Annotated in this window: 19 protein-coding genes, 1 tRNA gene, 1 other RNA gene and 1 other annotated feature; of the genes, 17 read left to right on the top strand and 4 right to left on the bottom strand. The window is 43.5% G+C overall.

Features of this window, described 5'->3' with window-relative positions; all coding sequences use genetic code 11:
* Positions 1-412: 412 nt before the first annotated feature.
* From P5G49_RS17275 to P5G49_RS17265, 3 genes are all read left to right on the top strand, one after another.
* On the top strand, positions 413-892 hold the full coding sequence (locus P5G49_RS17275) for a glutathione peroxidase (protein WP_301245872.1): 480 nt from the start codon (positions 413-415) through the stop codon (positions 890-892).
* 109 nt (positions 893-1,001) lie between these two features.
* Positions 1,002-2,468, top strand: coding sequence for an IMP dehydrogenase (gene guaB / locus P5G49_RS17270; RefSeq protein WP_301245868.1), 1,467 nt, complete (start codon positions 1,002-1,004; stop codon positions 2,466-2,468).
* A 147-nt stretch (positions 2,469-2,615) separates the two neighbouring features.
* On the top strand, positions 2,616-3,959 hold the full coding sequence (locus P5G49_RS17265) for a serine hydrolase (protein WP_301245866.1): 1,344 nt from the start codon (positions 2,616-2,618) through the stop codon (positions 3,957-3,959).
* Between the two features lie 32 nt (positions 3,960-3,991).
* On the opposite strand, the gene pdxR is transcribed toward P5G49_RS17265, so the two are convergent.
* On the bottom strand, positions 3,992-5,404 hold the full coding sequence (pdxR, locus tag P5G49_RS17260; RefSeq protein WP_301245865.1) for a MocR-like pyridoxine biosynthesis transcription factor PdxR: 1,413 nt from the start codon (positions 5,402-5,404) through the stop codon (positions 3,992-3,994).
* Between the two features lie 311 nt (positions 5,405-5,715).
* Here pdxR and P5G49_RS17255 point away from each other — a divergent pair, with 311 nt between their 5' ends.
* Complete coding sequence (locus tag P5G49_RS17255; RefSeq protein WP_301245864.1) at positions 5,716-5,931, top strand: DUF6199 family natural product biosynthesis protein; 216 nt, start codon at positions 5,716-5,718, stop codon at positions 5,929-5,931.
* A gap of 128 nt (positions 5,932-6,059) precedes the next feature.
* Positions 6,060-6,271, top strand: a binding site (T-box leader).
* Positions 6,272-6,339: 68 nt separating this feature from the next.
* Positions 6,340-7,614 carry a serine--tRNA ligase gene (gene serS, locus P5G49_RS17250; RefSeq protein ID WP_301245862.1) on the top strand — a complete coding sequence of 425 codons (1,275 nt, stop codon included), beginning with the start codon at positions 6,340-6,342 and terminating at the stop codon, positions 7,612-7,614.
* A gap of 18 nt (positions 7,615-7,632) precedes the next feature.
* Here serS and tadA read toward each other — a convergent pair whose 3' ends face one another.
* Positions 7,633-8,133, bottom strand: coding sequence for a tRNA adenosine(34) deaminase TadA (gene tadA, locus P5G49_RS17245; RefSeq protein WP_301245861.1), 501 nt, complete (start codon positions 8,131-8,133; stop codon positions 7,633-7,635).
* A gap of 132 nt (positions 8,134-8,265) precedes the next feature.
* Here tadA and P5G49_RS17240 point away from each other — a divergent pair, with 132 nt between their 5' ends.
* The 3 genes from P5G49_RS17240 to P5G49_RS17230 all read left to right on the top strand — a co-directional run bounded on the left by P5G49_RS17240 (position 8,266) and on the right by P5G49_RS17230 (position 10,277).
* Positions 8,266-8,901, top strand: a complete 636-nt coding sequence (locus P5G49_RS17240) for a deoxynucleoside kinase (RefSeq protein WP_301245860.1) — start codon at positions 8,266-8,268, stop codon at positions 8,899-8,901.
* Positions 8,898-9,566, top strand: coding sequence for a deoxynucleoside kinase (locus tag P5G49_RS17235; protein ID WP_301245859.1), 669 nt, complete (start codon positions 8,898-8,900; stop codon positions 9,564-9,566). The genes P5G49_RS17240 and P5G49_RS17235 overlap by 4 nt, the downstream gene beginning before the upstream one ends.
* Before the next feature lie 102 nt (positions 9,567-9,668).
* Entirely contained in the window at positions 9,669-10,277 is a 609-nt protein-coding gene (locus P5G49_RS17230; RefSeq protein ID WP_301245857.1) for a hypothetical protein, read from the top strand.
* 39 nt (positions 10,278-10,316) lie between these two features.
* Here the strand turns inward: P5G49_RS17230 and P5G49_RS17225 are convergent, their stop codons facing one another.
* Positions 10,317-11,684, bottom strand: a complete 1,368-nt coding sequence (locus tag P5G49_RS17225; RefSeq protein WP_301245870.1) for an aspartate kinase — start codon at positions 11,682-11,684, stop codon at positions 10,317-10,319.
* A 157-nt stretch (positions 11,685-11,841) separates the two neighbouring features.
* On the opposite strand from P5G49_RS17225, the gene P5G49_RS17220 reads away from it, so the two are divergent.
* Genes P5G49_RS17220 through thrB form a run of 3 tightly spaced genes read left to right on the top strand, consistent with a single transcriptional unit; the run spans position 11,842 to position 15,103 of the window.
* Positions 11,842-13,140: a homoserine dehydrogenase gene (locus tag P5G49_RS17220; protein WP_301245855.1), complete on the top strand. Its 1,299-nt coding sequence runs from the start codon at positions 11,842-11,844 to the stop codon at positions 13,138-13,140.
* Entirely contained in the window at positions 13,137-14,198 is a 1,062-nt protein-coding gene (gene thrC / locus P5G49_RS17215; protein ID WP_301245853.1) for a threonine synthase, read from the top strand. Before P5G49_RS17220 ends, thrC begins: the two co-directional genes overlap by 4 nt.
* The gene (gene thrB, locus P5G49_RS17210; protein ID WP_301245851.1) at positions 14,198-15,103 is read left to right on the top strand and encodes a homoserine kinase; all 906 of its coding nucleotides are present in this window, start codon (positions 14,198-14,200) and stop codon (positions 15,101-15,103) included. The genes thrC and thrB overlap by 1 nt, the downstream gene beginning before the upstream one ends.
* A gap of 96 nt (positions 15,104-15,199) precedes the next feature.
* Here thrB and P5G49_RS17205 read toward each other — a convergent pair.
* Positions 15,200-15,292, bottom strand: a tRNA-Ser gene (locus P5G49_RS17205).
* Between the two features lie 204 nt (positions 15,293-15,496).
* Here P5G49_RS17205 and ffs point away from each other — a divergent pair.
* The 6 genes from ffs (at position 15,497) to P5G49_RS17175 (ending at position 19,169) form a co-directional block, all read left to right on the top strand.
* Positions 15,497-15,765: signal recognition particle sRNA large type (gene ffs / locus P5G49_RS17200), an RNA gene on the top strand.
* 129 nt (positions 15,766-15,894) lie between these two features.
* Positions 15,895-17,664 (top strand): DNA polymerase III subunit gamma/tau, encoded by a 1,770-nt coding sequence (dnaX, locus tag P5G49_RS17195; RefSeq protein WP_301245849.1) that lies wholly within the window; start codon positions 15,895-15,897, stop codon positions 17,662-17,664.
* A gap of 21 nt (positions 17,665-17,685) precedes the next feature.
* A complete protein-coding gene (locus P5G49_RS17190) occupies positions 17,686-18,006 on the top strand; it encodes a YbaB/EbfC family nucleoid-associated protein (RefSeq protein WP_301245847.1) in 321 nt (106 codons plus the stop codon).
* An 11-nt stretch (positions 18,007-18,017) separates the two neighbouring features.
* Entirely contained in the window at positions 18,018-18,614 is a 597-nt protein-coding gene (gene recR / locus P5G49_RS17185; protein WP_301245845.1) for a recombination mediator RecR, read from the top strand.
* A 13-nt stretch (positions 18,615-18,627) separates the two neighbouring features.
* On the top strand, positions 18,628-18,843 hold the full coding sequence (locus P5G49_RS17180) for a YaaL family protein (RefSeq protein WP_301245843.1): 216 nt from the start codon (positions 18,628-18,630) through the stop codon (positions 18,841-18,843).
* Positions 18,844-18,908: 65 nt separating this feature from the next.
* On the top strand, positions 18,909-19,169 hold the full coding sequence (locus P5G49_RS17175) for a pro-sigmaK processing inhibitor BofA family protein (RefSeq protein ID WP_301245841.1): 261 nt from the start codon (positions 18,909-18,911) through the stop codon (positions 19,167-19,169).
* Positions 19,170-19,518 lie beyond the last annotated feature (349 nt).

Raw genomic sequence — 19,518 nt, 5'->3', positions numbered from 1 at the left:
GGGGGCTTCCCCCTGTGAGAGTAGGACGTCGCCGGGCAAAGGCCATCCCTGTGGGGATGGTTTTTTTGTGTTTAAATTAGTGGTTTACAAAGGGTATTCCACCGCTCAAGTTTCTGCCCTCTGCGCTCAAGAAGTTCTGCCTGTGCTCAAGAAACTGCCCTCTGCGCTCAAGAAGTTCTGCCTGTGCTCAAGAAACTGCCCTCTGCGCTCAAGAAATTCCCCCCGCGCTCAACAATCTGTCTTCAGCGCTCAAGAATCTCGCCCTGCGCCCAAGAAGCCCGCTCCCACGCTCAAGAACCAACTCCCATAAATAAATAAATAAATAAATAAATAGGGTTACCCTCTGTCTTTGCAATACCAACGAACTTGAATTAATGTTGATTAATAAGGAAGGAGAGAGGCGATGATGAGCATGACTTCAATCTACGATTTTTCCATTGATAAACCGGATGGAACAAAACAGTCAATGCAGGACTATGAGGGCAATGTGATAATCGTAGTAAACACAGCAAGCAAATGCGGTTTTACAGATCAATTCAAAGAGCTGCAGCAACTATACGAAGATTACCATGAACAGGGACTTGTAGTTCTGGGCTTCCCATCAGATAACTTCAATAATCAAGAGTTTGACTCGATGAATGAGACGTTATCCTTCTGTGAAAGGAACTACGGTGTGACGTTTCCGATGTATCAAAAAGTAGACGTAAAAGGCGACCAGGCATCTCCTTTATTTTCATTTCTTGCAAGCCAAAAGAAGGGATTGTTAACGGAAGGGATTAAATGGAACTTCACAAAGTTCTTAATCGACCGCAAAGGAAATGTAGTGGAACGGTTTGCTCCCCAAACTTCACCTGAGAAAATGAGATCTTCAATTGATAAAATTATTCAGTGAATAATAGGAATTCTTTTTCTTATTCTTGCAACCTTGACATGAATTATCGGCGCTGATAACCTTTTAATAATATTCACTTGCAGATAACGATTTTGAGGAGGAAACGAAAATGTGGGAATCTAAATTTACGCGCGAAGGCTTGACCTTTGACGATGTGCTACTTGTTCCAGGTGCTTCAGAGGTTTTACCGAAGGACGTGTCTATGTCCGTTAATTTGACGGAAAAAATTACGTTGAATATACCAATTATCAGTGCAGGTATGGATACGGTAACTGAGTCGAAAATGGCAATTGCGATGGCACGTCAAGGTGGTCTTGGAGTTATTCATAAGAATATGAGTATTGAGGAACAAGCTGAGCAGGTTGTGACGGTAAAGCGTTCTGAAAATGGTGTTATCACAAATCCTTTCTTCCTCACTCCCGAACATCAAGTATTCGACGCAGAGCATTTGATGGGTAAATATCGTATTTCAGGTGTTCCGATTGTAAACAACATGGATGAGCAAAAACTTGTAGGTATTTTGACAAATCGTGATTTACGGTTCATCCAAGACTATTCGATGATCATTAATGATGTAATGACAAAAGAAAATTTAGTGACAGCGCCAGTTGGAACAACACTAGAAGATGCAGAGAAAATCCTACAAAAGTATAAGATTGAAAAACTCCCGATTGTAGATGAAAACGGCATCTTAAAAGGCCTTATCACAATTAAAGATATCGAGAAAGTCATTGAATTCCCAAATGCGGCGAAGGACAATCAAGGCCGTCTACTTGTAGGTGCAGCGGTCGGTGTTACATCCGATACGATGGTGCGAGTACAAAAGCTCGTTGCTGCCGAGGTTGATGTAATCGTCATTGACACAGCACATGGCCATTCAAAAGGTGTTATAGATACGGTTGCACAAATTAGAGAAGAATATCCGAATCTTGACATCATCGCTGGAAACGTCGCAACTGCTGAAGCAACTGCTGCATTGTATGAAGCGGGAGCAGATGTGGTTAAGGTAGGAATCGGCCCTGGTTCTATCTGTACAACACGAGTAGTAGCCGGCGTGGGAGTTCCTCAAATCACAGCAGTTTACGATTGTGCAACTGAAGCTCGAAAGCAAGGGAAAACGATTATTGCGGATGGAGGTATTAAATACTCCGGCGATATCGTAAAGGCTTTGGCGGCTGGTGGACATGTTGTCATGCTTGGTAGCCTGCTTGCTGGTACAACTGAAAGCCCAGGAGAAACGGAAATCTTCCAAGGTAGACGTTTTAAGGTTTACCGTGGTATGGGTTCAGTTGGTGCAATGGAACACGGTTCAAAAGACCGCTATTTCCAAGAGGATGCGAAAAAGCTTGTCCCTGAAGGAATTGAAGGTCGTATGCCTTATAAAGGTCCTCTTTCCGATACTATCCATCAACTTGTTGGTGGTATCCGGGCGGGTATGGGCTATTGTGGATCGAAAGATTTACAAGCATTACGTGAGGAAGCTCAATTCATCCGTATGACAGGCGCTGGTCTTCGCGAAAGCCATCCGCACCAAGTGCATATCACAAAGGAAGCTCCTAACTACTCCATTTCTTGATAAAATTGGAAGTACAAATTTGAAACTTCAGCACCTTTCCGATCGTCCTTATATGAGCGGAAAGGTGCTTTTTGATTAGAATCCCCTAATCTCGTTCATGATGTGATAAAATATAAAGTGGAAAATTGCAATGACGGAGGTAGTTTGGTGAAACGGGAAATGAGAAAATGGGTAGCGTTACTGATCATTCCATTTGTATTTATGGCAACGTTCGGTACTACTCAAGTACAAGCAGAAACAAGACTTGGCATTCATGTGGATGGTGCCATATTAATTGACGCGGACAGTGGCAAGATTTTATACGAAGAGAATGCAGATAAACCGCTCGGCATTGCAAGTATGTCAAAAATGATGACTGAATATCTCTTATTTGAAGCAATTCATGAGGGTAAAATCAATTGGGACCAAGAATATAAGGTCAATGACTACACATATGCAATTTCGCAGGACAGGCGTTTAAGCAACGTCCCGTTACGTAGGGATGGGACATATACAATTCGTGAGCTATATGAGGCACTGGCAATTTATTCGGCGAATGCCGCTACAATTGCAATTGCTGAAACAATTGCGGGAACGGAAACAGAGTTCTTGAAATTGATGAATGCAAAGGCGAAGGAACTTGGTTTGGTCGATTATAAATTCGTCAACTCAACTGGATTGAACAATGAATATTTACAAGGCATGCACCCTCAAGGGACTGGTGCTAAGGATGAAAACGTCATGCCAGCTAAGTCGGTTGCACGTCTTGCGTACCACTTGATGCATGACTATCCGGAAGTTCTGGAAACAACAAAGATCAATTCAAAAGTTTTCCGTGAAGGTACAACGGACGCCATCAAGATGGACAACTGGAACTTCATGCTACCAGGGTTCGTTTATGAATACGAAGGCGTTGATGGTTTAAAGACAGGTACTACGGATTTCGCGGGTCATTGCTTCACAGGAACTGCGAAACGAGGCGGTAAGCGCCTCATCGCTGTTGTTATGAAAGCAGTGGATGCTAATGGAGTAGGTTCATACAAGGCAAGATTTGACGCAACACGCGCTTTGTTTGATTACGGCTTCAGCCAGTTTTCAGAAGAAGAACTTCTTCCGGCTGGTTATCAATTCGAAGAGCAGAAGACGTTGAATGTCCTAAAAGGAAAAGAGAAAACTGTTTCCATCGAAGTGAAAGATCCAATCCGTGCGATGATCAAATCGAATGAAAAAGATCTTTACGAACCACAACTTGTTTTAGACGAATCCATATTGAAAGATGGTCAGCTTGAAGCCCCGATTAAAAAAGGAACGGTTGTCGGTCACGTGAAAGTCGTCAAGAAAGAAGGCGAGGATTACGGGTTTATCGATTCGAAGGATCTTGGGATGGATGTCGTCGTTACAACGGATGTCGAGAAAGCCGGTTGGTTCTCATTAATGATGAGTGGAATTGGTGATTTCTTCGTCGGCATGTGGAACGGTGCAACTGGATTTGTAAAAGGTCTATTTAAATAATTTAAAAGGTAATGGATCCGTAATTGGATCCATTACCTTTTTTGATTTCTATCGATCCCCCAAGCCTTCATTAACTTATCAATTGATTCTGGAATTTGGGCGTCCGATAGCCCACCAAATCCAATCAAAAAGGAAGGGTGCAGATGTCCTAAAACTTTCCTGTATTCATTCAATCCAAATACACGAATCCCTTCGTCCGATGCACGTTGCGTTAACGTCACTTCATCGTCATCGGTATGGACGTTTATGAGGATATGCATGCCCGCCTCGTCACCTGAGTATGAAATATGGGGTGCATAGGCTTGCAATGAATCCGTTAAAAGCTGTAGTTTACGTTTATACACTTTCCGCATCCTGTTGAGATGTCTTGAAAAATGCCCATCCGCCATGAAGCGTGCAAGCGTATGCTGGTCAAACCTTGGTACGGTTGAGGAATAATGGATAAACGCCTTTTCGTATTTCTTAAGTAGTATGGGTGGTAACACCATATAGGCAATCCTCAGTGACGGCATGAGTGATTTAGAAAATGTACTTAAATAAATGACATTCCCGGCCTTGTCCATCCCTTGGAGTGACGGAATGGGACGCCCCGTATAGCGGAATTCGCTATCATAGTCATCTTCAATAATGAAGTTGCTCTCATTTGAAGCTGCCCAATTTAATAATGCCGTCCTACGTCCTGCAGAAAGCACTGTACCGGTCGGGAACTGGTGGGAAGGGGTTACGTAAGCGACGGTCGCGTCTGATTGTGAAAGTGCCTGAACGTCCATTCCTTCGTCATCGACCGTAATTGGAATTGCTTCACGGTTATTATGGAAAAACACGTGATGAGTAAGTGGATAACCGGGATCCTCGATGGCATATTTAGCTTCTGGTCCAAGAAGCCGGATGAGCAAAGGCATAAGCTGTTCGGTACCAGATCCGACGATAATCTGATCCGCTGAGCAATCAACCCCGCGCGAGTGATACAAATACTTCGCAATTTCCTGGCGCAGCTCGGGGTCGCCATGCGGGTGCCCCAATAATAGTAGATGCCTTGAAGATTCATCGATGACGTCTTTCGCATATTTACGCCATTGCTTGAAAGGGAAAAACTCCGTATCAATTTTACCGGGGGAAAATTCGATTTCTAACTCTTTCCGTTTTTGATTGGTAGGGGTACTTAATGCCCCGACTGGCTGAACGTACGCCAATTCACCAATTTCTTGCACGAAATATCCTTTTCGCGGTTTCGATGTAATGAACCCTTCAGCGACAAGTTGCCCATAAGCAAGTTCGATTGTCGTCTGACTGATATCAAGAAATTCACCAAGCTTTCGTTTAGAAGGGAGCTTATCACCGACGGCAAGTTTCCCATCGGTGATGTCATCACGAATTTGCTGGTAGATTTGTTCATATAACGGTGTTTCATTTTCTTTATTTAGTTCAATTAAAAGCATTTCCATTTGATTTAACTCCCTCTGACCATGTTGATTAGGCGAAGAATTAGTATATTGATAAGGTCATTTTCAAGTATACGTGAGAAAATGGAGAGGGGAAAGGATTTTTCGAATCTTTATTCTTTGGTAATCGTATAAAAAGGAAAGTGAATAGTCGAAAGATAGAGGCGGGAGCAGGGCGTTATGCGTGTATTGAAGGATTTATGAGGTTTTCCAATGATTTATGCGTATCTACATTGATTTATAAGCTTTTCTGAAGGTTTATGCGTAAGTGCTGACTTTTATGCGTTTTTGGAATGAAATTGGAGGTGGTTCAGATGGCTGAGGCAATATTTTTGTTCATTTTATTTGTTCCTCTTAGTGTATTGACGTTTTTTGCTCCAGAGGAAACGATGCTCCGATCTCGTTGGCAGTATGATCAAGAGCCTGAATTTTCACGTGAGGCAATCTTAATTATAAAAATACTCTCTGCCGTTGTTGTCATATTGTCAACATTGAATCTTATTATTAATATAATCAATGCTTTTCGGTGAAAATAGTTAACCGATTATGTTCCACATGAAACAGAATATTTCATCGCAATTGCGGATATGCTGAATAATATAGTTCCATGACCCTTGCCAAAAGAGGCGTCATGTAGTAAAGTGATGTTAATTTCAAATAAAAGACGATGATGGGAAGCAGTAGCAAGTACGTTTTTCAAAGAGAGCCGGCGGGTGGTGCGAGCCGGTAAAGACACTTGTGAATCCGTCCCTGAGTAGTTAGGTTGAACGTCAAGTAGGCCTAACCGGACATTGAACCGTTATTTCAAAGAGTGGATCAGCATTTTGCTGGTCAATTTGGGTGGCAACGCGGGTAGTTCTCGTCCCTTGTATAGGGGATAGAGGGCTTTTTTTGTGTTCAAAAATCATCGTCAAACTACATTAGAGGAGGAATCGGCAATGTTAGATATTAAATTATTACGTGCGAATTTCGATGAAGTGAAAGAAAGGCTTGCGAAGCGCGGTGAAGATTTGTCGGAGTTGGATAAATTCGTCGGTCTTGATGAAAAGCGGAGAGAATTGATAGCGAAGGTGGAAGTGCTTAAAGCGGAGCGTAATGAAGTTTCGCAAAAAGTTGCTGAAATGAAGCGCAATAAGGAGAATGCGGATGATACCATCGCTCGTATGCGTGAAGTAGGCGATGAGATTAAGACACTTGACGAGCAACTTCATCAAGTGGAAGAAGACCTGAATTATGTCATTATGCGAATTCCAAACATACCGCATGAATCCGTTCCAGTTGGCGACAGCGAAGATGATAACGTTGAAGTCCGTACTTGGGGGGAGAAGCCTGAATTCGCTTTCGAACCGAAGCCGCATTGGGAAATCGGAACGGACTTGAACTTGCTGGATTTTGAGCGGGCAGCGAAAGTAACAGGAAGCCGCTTTGTATTCTACCGTGGCCTTGGTGCACGACTGGAACGTGCATTGATCAGCTTCATGCTGGATTTACATTCAGAAGAGCATGGCTATGAAGAAATGCTACCTCCGTATTTGGTGAATCGTACAAGCTTGACGGGCACTGGACAATTGCCGAAATTCGAAGAGGATGCGTTCTTAGTGGAGGAAGAGGATTACTTCTTAATCCCAACTTCTGAAGTGCCTGTGACGAACTATTATCGTGATGAAATCCTTGATGGTGCTCAATTGCCGGTTGCGTTTACGGCATACAGCACAAACTTCCGTTCAGAGGCGGGGTCTGCTGGTCGTGATACTCGTGGATTGATTCGCCAGCATCAGTTCAATAAAGTTGAACTCGTCCGCTTTGTGAAGCCGGAAGAGTCTTATGATGAGTTGGAAAAACTAACGGGGCATGCTGAAAAAGTGTTGCGGTTGTTAGGTTTGCCATACCGTGTTCTGAAGATGTGCACGGCTGACCTTGGATTTACGGCAGCGAAGAAATACGACCTTGAAGTATGGATTCCGACACAGGACACATACCGTGAGATTTCTTCTTGCTCAAACTTCGAAGATTTCCAAGCAAGACGCGCAGGAATCCGTTTCCGCCGCGAGCAAGGTGCTAAACCGGAATTCGTTCATACATTGAACGGAAGCGGACTTGCAGTCGGACGTACAGTGGCAGCTATCCTTGAAAACTTCCAACAGGAAGATGGATCTGTTGTGATTCCAGAAGTATTACGTCCATATATGGGCGGCAAAGAAATCATTCGATAAAAAACAGCGATGCGGGAGTCAATTCATTTCCCGCATCGCCTTTTTCTGCTCTTTTTTCTTTTCACGCAACGACCGGAAAAAGCTTGATAGCATATTTCCGCATTCCTCAGTCAACACGCCTTCCGCAACTTCACATTCATGATTGAAACGCGGGTCATTTAGCAGGCGATAGAGCGAATCGACACAGCCGCCTTTCGGATCACGTGCTCCGTAGACAACACGCGGAATCCTTGATTGTAATATTGCACCGGCACACATCGGGCATGGTTCGAGTGTGACATATAAAGTAGTCTCTTCCAGCCGCCAACTGCCGACTTCTTTGCATGCATCCTGGATAGCAGAAAGTTCGGCATGAGTTACGGCGTTTTGCGTTGTTTCTCGTAAATTATGGGCACGAGCAATCACTTCACCGTCTTTTACAATGACTGCGCCAATCGGAACCTCGCCAATTGCCTCGGCTTTTCTTGCCTCTTCTATCGCTATCCGCATAAAACTGCGGTCCATTTCAAATACATCCATCGTCCATCGCTCCTTGCACATTAGTGTACCATCCTATAATGCACCTTGCCATTTTACGGCAACATCTATATTTCAACACATCCGTATGGTAAAATGAAATGCAGAAATTGACGAATCAAAGGAGAGCTATTTATGTCTGTTCCGTTCATTACGGTAGAAGGACCGATAGGCGTCGGCAAAACTACGCTGTCAAAAGCGATTGCTGAAGCACAAAGGTTCCATCAGTTAAGCGAAATTGTGGATGAAAACCCATTTTTGAATAAGTTTTATGATGATATCGAGGAATGGAGTTTTCAAACAGAAATGTTCTTCCTCTGTAATCGATACAAGCAATTAAGCGATATCCAGAAGAAGTTCTTAAGTGAACGGGAACCTGTAGTGGCGGATTATCATATATTTAAGAACCTCATTTTTGCAAGGCGCACGCTTCCGGCGGATGAATATGCAAAATACGAGGAGATTTATCATATTTTAACGAGGGACATGCCTGTACCGAATGTAATCATTTATTTGCATGCTTCGCTCGATACGCTCATGAAACGGATTGCGTTACGTGGACGAGACTTCGAGAAGAAAATTGATCCTCAATATTTACAACAGTTATCGGATGACTATGAAGTATTCATCTCAGACTTTGAGGCGGCCCATCCGGAAATCCCAGTGTTGCGTTTTAATGGAGATAAAATAGACTTTGTCAATGAAGCCGGAGATTTACAGTTGATATTGGACAAAGTCGACGAGACGATACGAAAAGGAGTAAGACAATGAATTTACGAGAAAAATACGGGATTCCGAAAAATGCGGTTATCACGATTGCAGGCACAGTTGGAGCCGGAAAATCGACAATGACAAATGCTTTAGCCCAAGCGTTGGATTTCAGAACTTCCCTGGAAAGTGTAGATGAAAATCCGTATCTCGATCGTTTCTACGATGATTTCGAGAAATGGAGCTTCCATTTGCAAATCTACTTCCTTGCTGAAAGGTTCAAGGAACAGAAAAGAATTTTCGAATATGGTGGCGGTTTTATCCAAGACCGTTCCATCTATGAAGATACAGGAATTTTTGCGAAGATGCATAAAGATAAAGGGACAATGGACCCGGTCGATTACGATACATACACAAAGCTTTTTGATGCAATGGTCATGACCCCATACTTCCCTCATCCCGATCTGCTTGTCTATCTGGATGGCCCATTAGAGACGATTCTTGCACGAATAGAGGAGCGAGGTCGCTTAATGGAACAACAGACGCCGCTATCCTATTGGGAGGAACTTCACCACCGTTATGTGCAATGGATCGATTCATTCAATGCCTGCCCTGTGCTTCGTATTGATATTACTGAATACGATTTGATGAAAGATCCACATGAAGTGGAAACGATTGTCGAACGGATTGGAAATATGCTGAACTTGTCGGCAATGTTGAAAAAATAAGGAAAGAGCAGCCAGTTAAAAGGCTGTTCTTTTTTTATTCACTAGGACTACTCTAATTGAATATACATGTACTGACCCAAGTATGAGTGATGGAGTGGTACAGTGAATCAATTTTACGGAGATTTTTCGATGTATCCGACCTATGCTAAACCAGTGAATTGTTATAGCGGAGCGCAAGTGGAATTATGGAATAAAAACCGGCTGTTATGGGAGCAGCATGTCACATGGACACGTATGGCCATTACTGCAATTGTCTTCAAAGTTCCAGATTTGAAATATGTACTTGAGAGATTATTGCGTAATGCGACGGATATGGGAAACGCAATGAAACCGTATTATGGCGAGGAAATTGCAAACAGATATCGTGATCTCATCTCGGAGCATCTAATGATTGCGGCACATCTCGTGACAGCAGCTGCGAACGGAGATGCCGCTAAAGCTCAGCAGAAAGAGCAGGAATGGTACCAAAATGCAGATAAAATTGCAGAGTTTTTGAATAGCATCAATCCTTACATTGATAAAGAAGCGATGCGCCAAATGCTTTATTCTCATTTGGCTTTGACGAAGTTTGAAGCGGTATGTATGATTCAACGAAACTTCGAGTTAGAGGTACAGGTATTCGACCGGATTGAAGCCGAGGCACTGATGATGGCGGATATGATTTCGGAAGGCATCTTCAAGCAATTCCCATACATGTTCGTACCAAGATGAAACAAGGGACACTAAATGTGTCCCTTGTTTTAATATTTTTTATGATTCAACAGATACTTTACGGAAAAACTCGGCATACAATTCCTTTAAACTTTTATCTTCATCTTTTTTCTTCACACCAAAAACAAGACTGACCTCGGATGACCCTTGGTTGATCATTTCAATATTGGCTCCGCTTCTTGCGATTGCAGTGGCGGCACGTCCTGCCAATCCGGTAGTATATTGCATTCCTTCACCAACAAGGACAATCATTGAGTAATCATGTTCCACGATGACAGCGTCCGGTTCCAGTTCCTTATGGATCCGCTCAACAATCCGTTCTTCCTTCTCCTTCGTCAATACACGGCTTCGAAGGATGATGGAAAGGTTATCGATTCCGGAAGGTGTATGCTCGTAAGAAATATCCTCTTCCTCAAGGATTTGTAGAAGCCTCCGGCCGAAACCGATTTCGAGGTTCATCAAATATTTATCAACGTAGATGGCTGTAAATCCGCTGTCCGCTGCAATTCCGATGACCTGTTGCTCATTGTAGTCCCGTTCCTTGACGATCAATGTACCAGGTGCATCGGGATTATTTGTGTTTTTGATACGCACAGGGATTGATTTCCGGAATGCCGGAATAAGTGCCTCGTCATGAAAAACAGAGAAGCCTGCATAGGCTAACTCCCGCATTTCGCGGTACGTCATCGTTTCAATGGAGACAGGGTTCTCGATGACAGTCGGATTGGCTGCAAATACCGAATCCACGTCAGTGAAGTTTTCATACAAATCCGCTTCAGTAGCGGCTGCAATGATAGAGCCGGTAATATCCGAACCACCCCGATTGAACGTACGTAATGTTCCGTCTTCCGTAAAGCCGAAAAATCCCGGAAAAACGATTATTCCTTGTGCATCCCTTAACTTCGCGAGCCGCTCATCGCCTTGAGGCAATGCACGTACACGTTCGGGACGATTGTTTACAAGCAATCCAGCTTCTCTTGGATTGATGTACTTTGCATTTACCCCGATGATTTGAAAATAAGCTGCAATCAGCTTTGCGTTATTATCTTCACCCGCTGCTTTCATCGTATCCATAAATAGAAGTGAGTCCGCTTTGTCACGTGAAAGCCGGTTCTGTAAATCATGTTCTATTGTTTCAACAATACTATTTGATAGACCAAGATCATTTGCAATCTCACGGAAACGATTGACAACCTCGTTCAATTCAACCTCTGTATCTTCATTCGCCAAAGCCCTCTCAGCTAACTTGATAAGAAGATCAGTCACCTTTGTATCTTCAGAAAAACGTTTTCCAGGTGCAGAGACGACAATGATTTTTCGTTCAACGTCAGTAGTTACAATATCAACGACTTTTCTAATCTGTTCGGCAGTCGCAACAGAAGTACCGCCGAATTTACAAACTTTCATATTCATCAAATCCAATCTTTAATGAAGTAGCAATTGCATGATATATTGAACTTTATCATAAACAGGGTTGTTATTAAAGATTTATTTCTCTATAATGTCTTTATATAAAATACAAATGTATTTACCTGGAGAACACGGAGTGGGGAGAGTCGATAACATGAAAAATGAAATCAACATCGGTTTATTGGGATTTGGGGTAGTCGGAAGCGGTGTTGCTACGATTCTACATAAACACCAGGCAGACCTGATTCATAAGCTTGGGGTTCCCGTAAAAATAAAAAAAATTCTTGTAAAAGATGTAACGAAGAAAAGGGATACTGATTTGCCCTATGACATTTTCACGAGTAATCCAGACGAGGTTATCGAAGATCCTACGATAGATTTAATTGTCGAAGTGATTGGCGGGACGATTGAAGCGAAACAGTCGATTGAAAGGGCGCTTCGCGCGGGTAAAGGAGTCGTAACGGCAAATAAGGATGTCATGGCGCAATTCGGCCAAGAATTATTGGAACTGGCGGATGATAATAAATGTGATCTCTTCTATGAAGCAAGCGTTGGAGGGGGTATCCCGCTTATCCGGACACTTGAAGACGGACTGGCATCGGATCGGATTCGTGCGCTGACAGGAATTGTGAATGGAACAACGAATTTCATCCTGACAAAAATGAAACATGAAAAGAAAACATATGAAGAGGCATTGTCGGAAGCGACGGAGCTTGGATTTGCCGAAGCGGACCCATCCGCAGATGTCGACGGTATTGACGCGGCAAGAAAAATGGCAATCCTTGCTTCTCTTGCATTTTCGACGGAAGTTCGCTTGGAGAACGTATTTGTAAGGGGAATGAAGGATATTCAGAAAGGTGATTTGGAGTTAGCAGAGCAATTCGGTTTCACCGTGAAAATGGCTGGATCTGCGAAAAAGGACGACAATGGAATCGAAATCTCTGTAGAGCCTGTATTCATCCAGAACTCCCATCCGCTCGCTTCCGTTAATAATGAATTCAACGCCGTATATGTATATGGAGATACAGTCGGAGAGACGATGTTCTATGGGCCAGGTGCAGGTTCTTTGCCGACAGCTACATCGGTCACAGGAGACATTATTGCGGCATGTCGCAATCTATTGTTAGGTGTTAACGGAAAAAGGCTTCATGCCCCGCGACACCCTTTTATTGTAAAAAAAGACACGCAAATATTCGGTCGCTACTTCCACCGTATTTCTGTCAAAGATGAAGTCGGCGTTTTGACGAAACTGGCGTCAATCTACAGCAATCATGGAGCAAGTCTCGCAACCGTCGTTCAACGTGAAGGAGACAAAAACGGCGGTGTCGATCTGATAATGATCACCCACCACATATCACGGCAACAACATCTCGATATCATGAATGAACTGCATAATACCCCTGAAGTAAATGGGGTCATTAGCTACTACAGAGTGGAGGGCGAAAACAAATGAGAAGATGGAATGGATTAATAGAAGAATATAAGGATTGGTTGCCGGTAACTGACAAAACTCCAAATCTCACTTTGCAGGAGGGGAACACGCCGCTCATCCACTTGAAAAATTTATCTGAACAATGGGGAGTCAACCTTTACGTCAAAACGGAAGGGACGAACCCGACAGGCTCTTTTAAGGATCGCGGAATGGTGATGGCAGTCGCTAAAGCGAAAGAGGAAGGGAAAACCGCATTAATCTGCGCGTCAACAGGTAACACATCCGCGTCTGCAGCGGCATATGGGGCACGCGCAGGGATGCGGACGATCGTCGTTATCCCGGAAGGACGGATTGCGCTTGGCAAATTGGCACAGGCGAAAATGTATGGTGCGGAAATCGTGGCGATCGAAGGGAATTTCGATGAAGCGCTCCGAATGGTAAGGGAAGCAGGGGAAGGGCAGATAGCACTTGTTAATTCAGTGAATCCTTACCGTTTGGAAGGCCAGAAAACGATTGCCTTTGAAACAATTGAACAATTAGGTCGAGTACCGGATATATTCGCACTGCCGGTCGGGAATGCAGGAAATATTTCAGCTGCTTGGAAAGGGTTCAAGGAGTATGACGTTAAAAAAGGGACGGGCACTCCAAAACTGTTAGGTGTACAAGCAGATGGAGCAGCACCAATTGTCTACAATCGAGTTTTTGAAGAGCCTGAAACGGTTGCAACAGCCATCCGTATCGGGAATCCGGCAAGTTGGCAGTTAGCAACAGCTGCGCTTGAAGAGTCGGGAGGCGATATTCTATCCGCAACGGATGAGGAGATTTTGGAAGCGTATAGCCTGCTTGCTTCAACCGATGGCGTTTTCGCAGAACCTGCTTCCTGTGCAACAATCGCTGGCATTAAGAAACAACTTGATGCCGGATTGATTGAAAAAGGGACGACGATTGTCGGGGTTCTTACAGGAAACGGGCTGAAGGATCCGGAAACGGCCATTCATGTAAATGAAGGAAAGTCATTCCTATCGAGAGAGCAGTTTGATGCATTTTTGAACGAACTGAAGGAGGGGGCTGCGAACTGATGGAAGAACCGATGTTTTCGGTAATCGTTCCCGCTACAACGGCAAATCTTGGGCCGGGCTATGACAGCATAGGACTTGCACTCGCCCTTTATATGACCGTTGAGGTACATAGTTCTGCTCAGTGGAGCGTCCGTTATGATGAGGAAGAGTATGCAGATATACCAACCGACGAGACGAATTTAATCATCCAGACAATAAAAAATGTGGCAAATATGTATGGAAAAGAACTTGGGGCATATGCCTTGACTATCACATCCGAAATTCCACTTGGAAAAGGGCTCGGTAGTAGTGCAACTGCAATTGCAGCGGGAATTGAAATTGCAAACGAGCTTCTCAGTCTATCATTGCTGCCGGAGGAGAAGGTGCGGATTGGTAGCGAAATTGAAGGCCATTCGGACAATGTGGCGGCGGCTCTCCTTGGAGGGGTGACAGTTGCTTATTTCATTGACGATGAAATGGAAGTCGTCCAATTGTCTGAGCCGAATATTGGGTGTGTTATCCTCATTCCCCCAAGTGCATTGAAAACATCCGTATCAAGGCGACTTCTTCCGGAGGATTTGCCGCATGCGATCGCATCGGCTGGAAATGCAGCAAGCAATGTTATGGTGGCGGCTATGACACTCGGCGATTGGAAGTTGGCAGGTAAGATGATGGAAAAGGATGTTTTCCATGAACAATATCGCAAATCGTTGCTTCAAGACTTTGATCGAATACGTGAATTCTGTCATGGATTGGGAGCGTATGGGATGACGATTAGTGGGGCGGGTCCATCTTTGTTCATTGCAGTGGAGAAAGGATCCGAAGGAAGAATCGCAAGACAGTTGGAAGAGGAATTTCCGTTTTATAAAGGAATTGCAGTAAAGCCAGCTCCTACAGGATCAAATATAAAGAAAGATGCCCATTAACCGGTATTCGGTGAGGCATCTTTTTTCTTGGAAATAAAAAAAATCCATTACATTTAATGTAACAGATCTCCAACTTATGCGCTTAATTAAAATGTATGGCGGAGGAAGAGGGATTCGAACCCCCGCGGGCTTTAACACCCCTGTCGGTTTTCAAGACCGATCCCTTCAGCCAGGCTTGGGTATTCCTCCGTATCAACAAAACATAATTTATCATGATTCAATATAAAGTGTCAACTACTTATCGTTACTCTTTCAAATTAAGTTTATTCGTAGAAGTCTGTCATCTGGAAGTGGGTGGGAATCTGTGATTAAATGAGAATTTCTTCACCTTGTACCTTCTTGTTTCAAAAGGGACGGTTGATTTTATCCATAAAAACATGTATACTGAAAAAGCCGTGCTAGGTGGGGAGGTAGCGGTGCCCTGTAACTTGCAATCCGCTCTAGCAAGACTGAATCCCTTTACTGAGGCTGTCTCCGCATGTAGGGTCTGCCTCTTGCACGTAGTGTTGACGTCTGGGTCCTGCGCAATGGGAACCCATGAACCATGTCAGGTCCGGAAGGAAGCAGCATTAAGTGGAATTTCTCATGTGCCGCGGGGCAGCCTAGGCTGAGCTGTCGACAGGAGTAACGCTTATGTGCGGCAGTCGAAGGAAGGTGCACGGCATTTACAATGCAAATCAAAACTCGTCCAATCTTTGGGCGGGTTTTTTCTATGTCTACTATGGGATTTATCCAACCCATCTATGGTATAATAAAAGCATTATTGCAATGATTGGGAAGGAGGGGGAATGGTGGTTTATCAAGCTTTTTACCGTGTGTATCGACCGCAGTCTTTCAGTGAAATGTCAGGACAGAGACATGTAAAACAGACTTTGCAAAACGCATTGTTGCACAATAAAACATCCCATGCCTATTTATTCTCAGGGCCGCGGGGGACGGGCAAGACAAGTGCAGCTAAGGTCTTTGCAAAAGCACTGAATTGCGAAAACGGACCAGCGAAAGAACCGTGCAACGAATGTCCGACCTGTTTAAGCATTACTGAAGGGTCAAACACGGATGTTATCGAGTTCGATGCAGCTTCAAACTCACGGGTGGAAGAAATCAGGGACATTATCGAGAAGGTTCGTTTCGCTCCAGCGAACGCACGCTTCAAAGTCTACATCATTGATGAAGTTCATATGTTATCAAATTCAGCGTTCAACGCGCTCTTGAAGACATTGGAAGAACCACCACCGCACGCGGTGTTCATCTTGGCAACGACAGAGCCGCATAAGCTTCCGTTGACCATCATTTCCCGGTGCCAGCGTTTCGATTTCAAACCGATTACTTCGGCTGAAATTATCGACCGGATGAAGCAAGTGTTAAATGATGCTAAGATTGAATCTGATGAAGGAGCTCTTAAAGTCATCGCTCAGGCCGCTTCGGGCGGAATGCGTGACGCACTTAGCATGCTCGATCAGGTTGTATCGTTTAGCGGCGATAGGCTGACAGCTGAAGGGGCTTTACTTGTCACAGGGTCAATTGGCGAAGACATCTTTTATCAATTGGCAGAAGCACTTCTTTCGAAAGACGCAGCTTCCGCATTGACATTACTCGATCGCCTCATCGCTGAAGGTAAGGACGTTTCAAGGTTGGCGGAAGATATGATTACTTTCTTCAGGGATCTTCTTCTATTAAGAACTGCTCCTGATCTCGAGGATCTTTTAGAGCTGATTTCGGGGAATGAAAGGTTTGTATCCTTATCGAACGCATTTGAACCGGAAACACTTTATTCATTTATAGATATACTTTCAAAGACACAGCAGGAAATGCGGTTTTCAAATCATGCAAAGGTGTATGTTGAATCTGCATTGTTGAAAATGATTCATCTGGATGGACAGGTTGTTCAAACCGAAGGCCGGAATCACCAAGCGGTTGATCCGCATCTTTCACAAAAGGTGGACAGTTTGGAAAGAATAATTGCTGACCTTCAACAGCAATTGGCTAACGGTGTCCGTCCCGCTGAGGGAGCACCCGTTAGTCAACCGAAGAAGAATGCTTCGAAATCATCGCAGTCATTCAGAATACCGACAGGGAAAATTAATGAGGTGCTTAAAGGTGCTACCCGCCAGGATATCCAAGTGATTCGTGAGGAATGGGCGACAATGATGCAAACTTTACAAAGATCTCATTCGGCACTTCTTGAAGAAACTGAACCGGTGGCGGCATCTGACACAGCTTTTGTGTTAAAATTCAAGTATGAAATCCATTGTATTATGGCTTCGGAAAATTCTTCTCTACGATCGGGGTTATCTGATGCCTTGCGCAATCGAACCGGTAAGGCATATGATGTCGTGTATGTACCCGAGGACGGTTGGTTAAAAGTTCGCGAGGAGTTCATCCGAAATAATGGGTTGGCAAAGCAACAAGATGGAGCGGCAGATTCTCCTGAAAATCAACACGGAGTGGCGGAAGAAATGCCATCTTTCTTCCAGGAAGCTGAACAGCAAAATACCGATCCGATTGTTGCAGAAGCGGAAAAGATGTTTGGCAAGGAATTCATAACGGTACATGATGATTAAACAAATTGAGGAGGAAATAACATGCGTGGTATGGGAAATATGCAAGGTATGATGAAACAAATGCAGAAAATGCAAAAGAAAATGGCAGAAGCACAAGAGGAGTTAGCTGAAAAGCACCTTGAAGGAACAGCAGGCGGAGGTATGGTGAAAGTAATCGTTTCAGGTCAAAAGGAAGTGCTTGAAGTGGTCATCGATCCATCTGTCGTTGATCCGGAAGATGTAGAAATGCTACAAGATCTTGTCGTGATTGCTACAAATGAAGCAATGGCGAAAGCGGAAGAATTAGCGAATTCCACAATGGGGCAATTCACGAAGGGATTGAACCTGCCTGGAATGTTCTAGGAGGAATAGATATGCATTATCCTGAACCGATTTCGAAACTAATTGATAGCTTTATGAAGTTGCCAGGCATCGGCCCGAAAACAGCGGGCCGTCTGGCATTTTTTGTATTAAATATGAAGGAAGATACAGTGCTTGAATTTGCAAAGGCGTTAGTGGATGCAAAACGGAATCTACGTTTTTGTACTGTCTGTGGACATATTACCGATATAGATCCTTGTCATATATGCCAAGACCAATCACGTGATCGATCAATGATTTGTGTTGTCCAAGATCCAAAGGATGTAATAGCAATGGAGAAGATGAGAGATTACAAAGGATTGTATCACGTCTTACATGGGGCTATTTCACCGATGGATGGTATCGGCCCGGAGGATATCAATGTTCCTTCTTTATTAACTCGTCTGCAGGATGAAGAAGTTGAAGAATTGATATTAGCAACGAATCCGACAATCGAGGGGGAAGCGACTGCGATGTATATCTCCCGACTTGTTAAACCGTCAGGCATAACAACAACAAGAATCGCACACGGATTACCTGTTGGCGGAGATTTGGAATATGCGGATGAAGTGACCTTGTCAAAAGCACTTGAAGGACGCAGGGAATTATAGGGGGTCACCTTATATGTTTGGCCGGAATAGGAAATTGAAAAGAGAATTTGATAATCGGCTTCTTAATCTACTAGTTGGATGTAAAGAAGAGTGGGAAAAAGCTAAGGAAATTGAGAAGTATGTAAACGATTATGATCAGGAAGTTATGATTCAAAGGAAGATTGCAGAAAGTAAGTATTTTCATCTTTTCAAAGAAGCGAAAGAGCGGCAACTTCGTGTGAAACTATAATGATAACGTGATAATTTTTAAGGAGAGCGCATAGATTGGACTATTAGTCGAAAGGAGCGCTTTCCGTGAAAATTATTGGCATTGCAATTATCGGTACTGTATTACTTCTATTATTGATGGATAAAACCAAAATTAAAAAATTGACAGAGAATCTATCTGTATTTTGGTTCCGTCTGGCATTTGCATTTCTTGCGCTCTTCATATTAAATATTGCAGGCGGGTTCGTCGGCATTTATTTCCCTGTGAACGTTGCGTCAGGATTCCTTTTAGCTATATTGGGCATCCCGGGATTTGCAGCATTAATTGCATTTGCTGTTTTCCTGTGAACAAGCTTCTTCTATTATAGAAGGAGCATTTGTGTTTGAGGGTTTACGATCCTTTTCTATTAGTTGGACAAACAGTCTGCCGCTATAAAGCTATTTGAAAAGTTTTTACGAAAAGCACTTGCAATTAAAAAATGAGAATGTTATAGTAGATAACGTTGCTTTTCCGATAAGTAACTAACCACTTCAAAATAGCTTAAAACTTTTTGAAAGTAGTTGTTGACATCAGAAACACAGCGTGGTATTATATAAGAGTTGCTTCTTACGGAGCGGCTAACAAATGAACCTTGAAAACTGAACAGCAAAACGTCAACAAATAAAGTTCTGGAGCCGACCCTGTCGGCGAAAAGAA

Source organism: Sporosarcina highlanderae, from assembly GCF_030433715.1.
In the GTDB taxonomy this organism is placed as follows: Bacteria; Bacillota; Bacilli; order Bacillales_A; family Planococcaceae; genus Sporosarcina; species Sporosarcina highlanderae.
This window is presented reverse-complemented; position numbering and strand designations above follow the sequence as displayed.

Excerpts from the sequence above, each read along its gene's own strand:
- thrC (WP_301245853.1), top strand. The coding sequence starts at position 13,137 with ATGAGAAGATGGAATGGATTAATAGAAGAATATAAGGATTGGTTGCCG.
- guaB (WP_301245868.1), top strand. The coding sequence starts at position 1,002 with ATGTGGGAATCTAAATTTACGCGCGAAGGCTTGACCTTTGACGATGTG.
- P5G49_RS17225 (WP_301245870.1), bottom strand. The coding sequence starts at position 11,684 with ATGAAAGTTTGTAAATTCGGCGGTACTTCTGTTGCGACTGCCGAACAG.
- thrB (WP_301245851.1), top strand. The coding sequence starts at position 14,198 with ATGGAAGAACCGATGTTTTCGGTAATCGTTCCCGCTACAACGGCAAAT.
- P5G49_RS17275 (WP_301245872.1), top strand. The coding sequence starts at position 413 with ATGACTTCAATCTACGATTTTTCCATTGATAAACCGGATGGAACAAAA.
- P5G49_RS17180 (WP_301245843.1), top strand. The coding sequence starts at position 18,628 with ATGTTTGGCCGGAATAGGAAATTGAAAAGAGAATTTGATAATCGGCTT.
- P5G49_RS17255 (WP_301245864.1), top strand. The coding sequence starts at position 5,716 with ATGGCTGAGGCAATATTTTTGTTCATTTTATTTGTTCCTCTTAGTGTA.
- recR (WP_301245845.1), top strand. The coding sequence starts at position 18,018 with ATGCATTATCCTGAACCGATTTCGAAACTAATTGATAGCTTTATGAAG.
- pdxR (WP_301245865.1), bottom strand. The coding sequence starts at position 5,404 with ATGGAAATGCTTTTAATTGAACTAAATAAAGAAAATGAAACACCGTTA.
- tadA (WP_301245861.1), bottom strand. The coding sequence starts at position 8,133 with ATGGATGTATTTGAAATGGACCGCAGTTTTATGCGGATAGCGATAGAA.
- P5G49_RS17235 (WP_301245859.1), top strand. The coding sequence starts at position 8,898 with ATGAATTTACGAGAAAAATACGGGATTCCGAAAAATGCGGTTATCACG.
- P5G49_RS17220 (WP_301245855.1), top strand. The coding sequence starts at position 11,842 with ATGAAAAATGAAATCAACATCGGTTTATTGGGATTTGGGGTAGTCGGA.
- serS (WP_301245862.1), top strand. The coding sequence starts at position 6,340 with ATGTTAGATATTAAATTATTACGTGCGAATTTCGATGAAGTGAAAGAA.
- P5G49_RS17240 (WP_301245860.1), top strand. The coding sequence starts at position 8,266 with ATGTCTGTTCCGTTCATTACGGTAGAAGGACCGATAGGCGTCGGCAAA.
- P5G49_RS17190 (WP_301245847.1), top strand. The coding sequence starts at position 17,686 with ATGCGTGGTATGGGAAATATGCAAGGTATGATGAAACAAATGCAGAAA.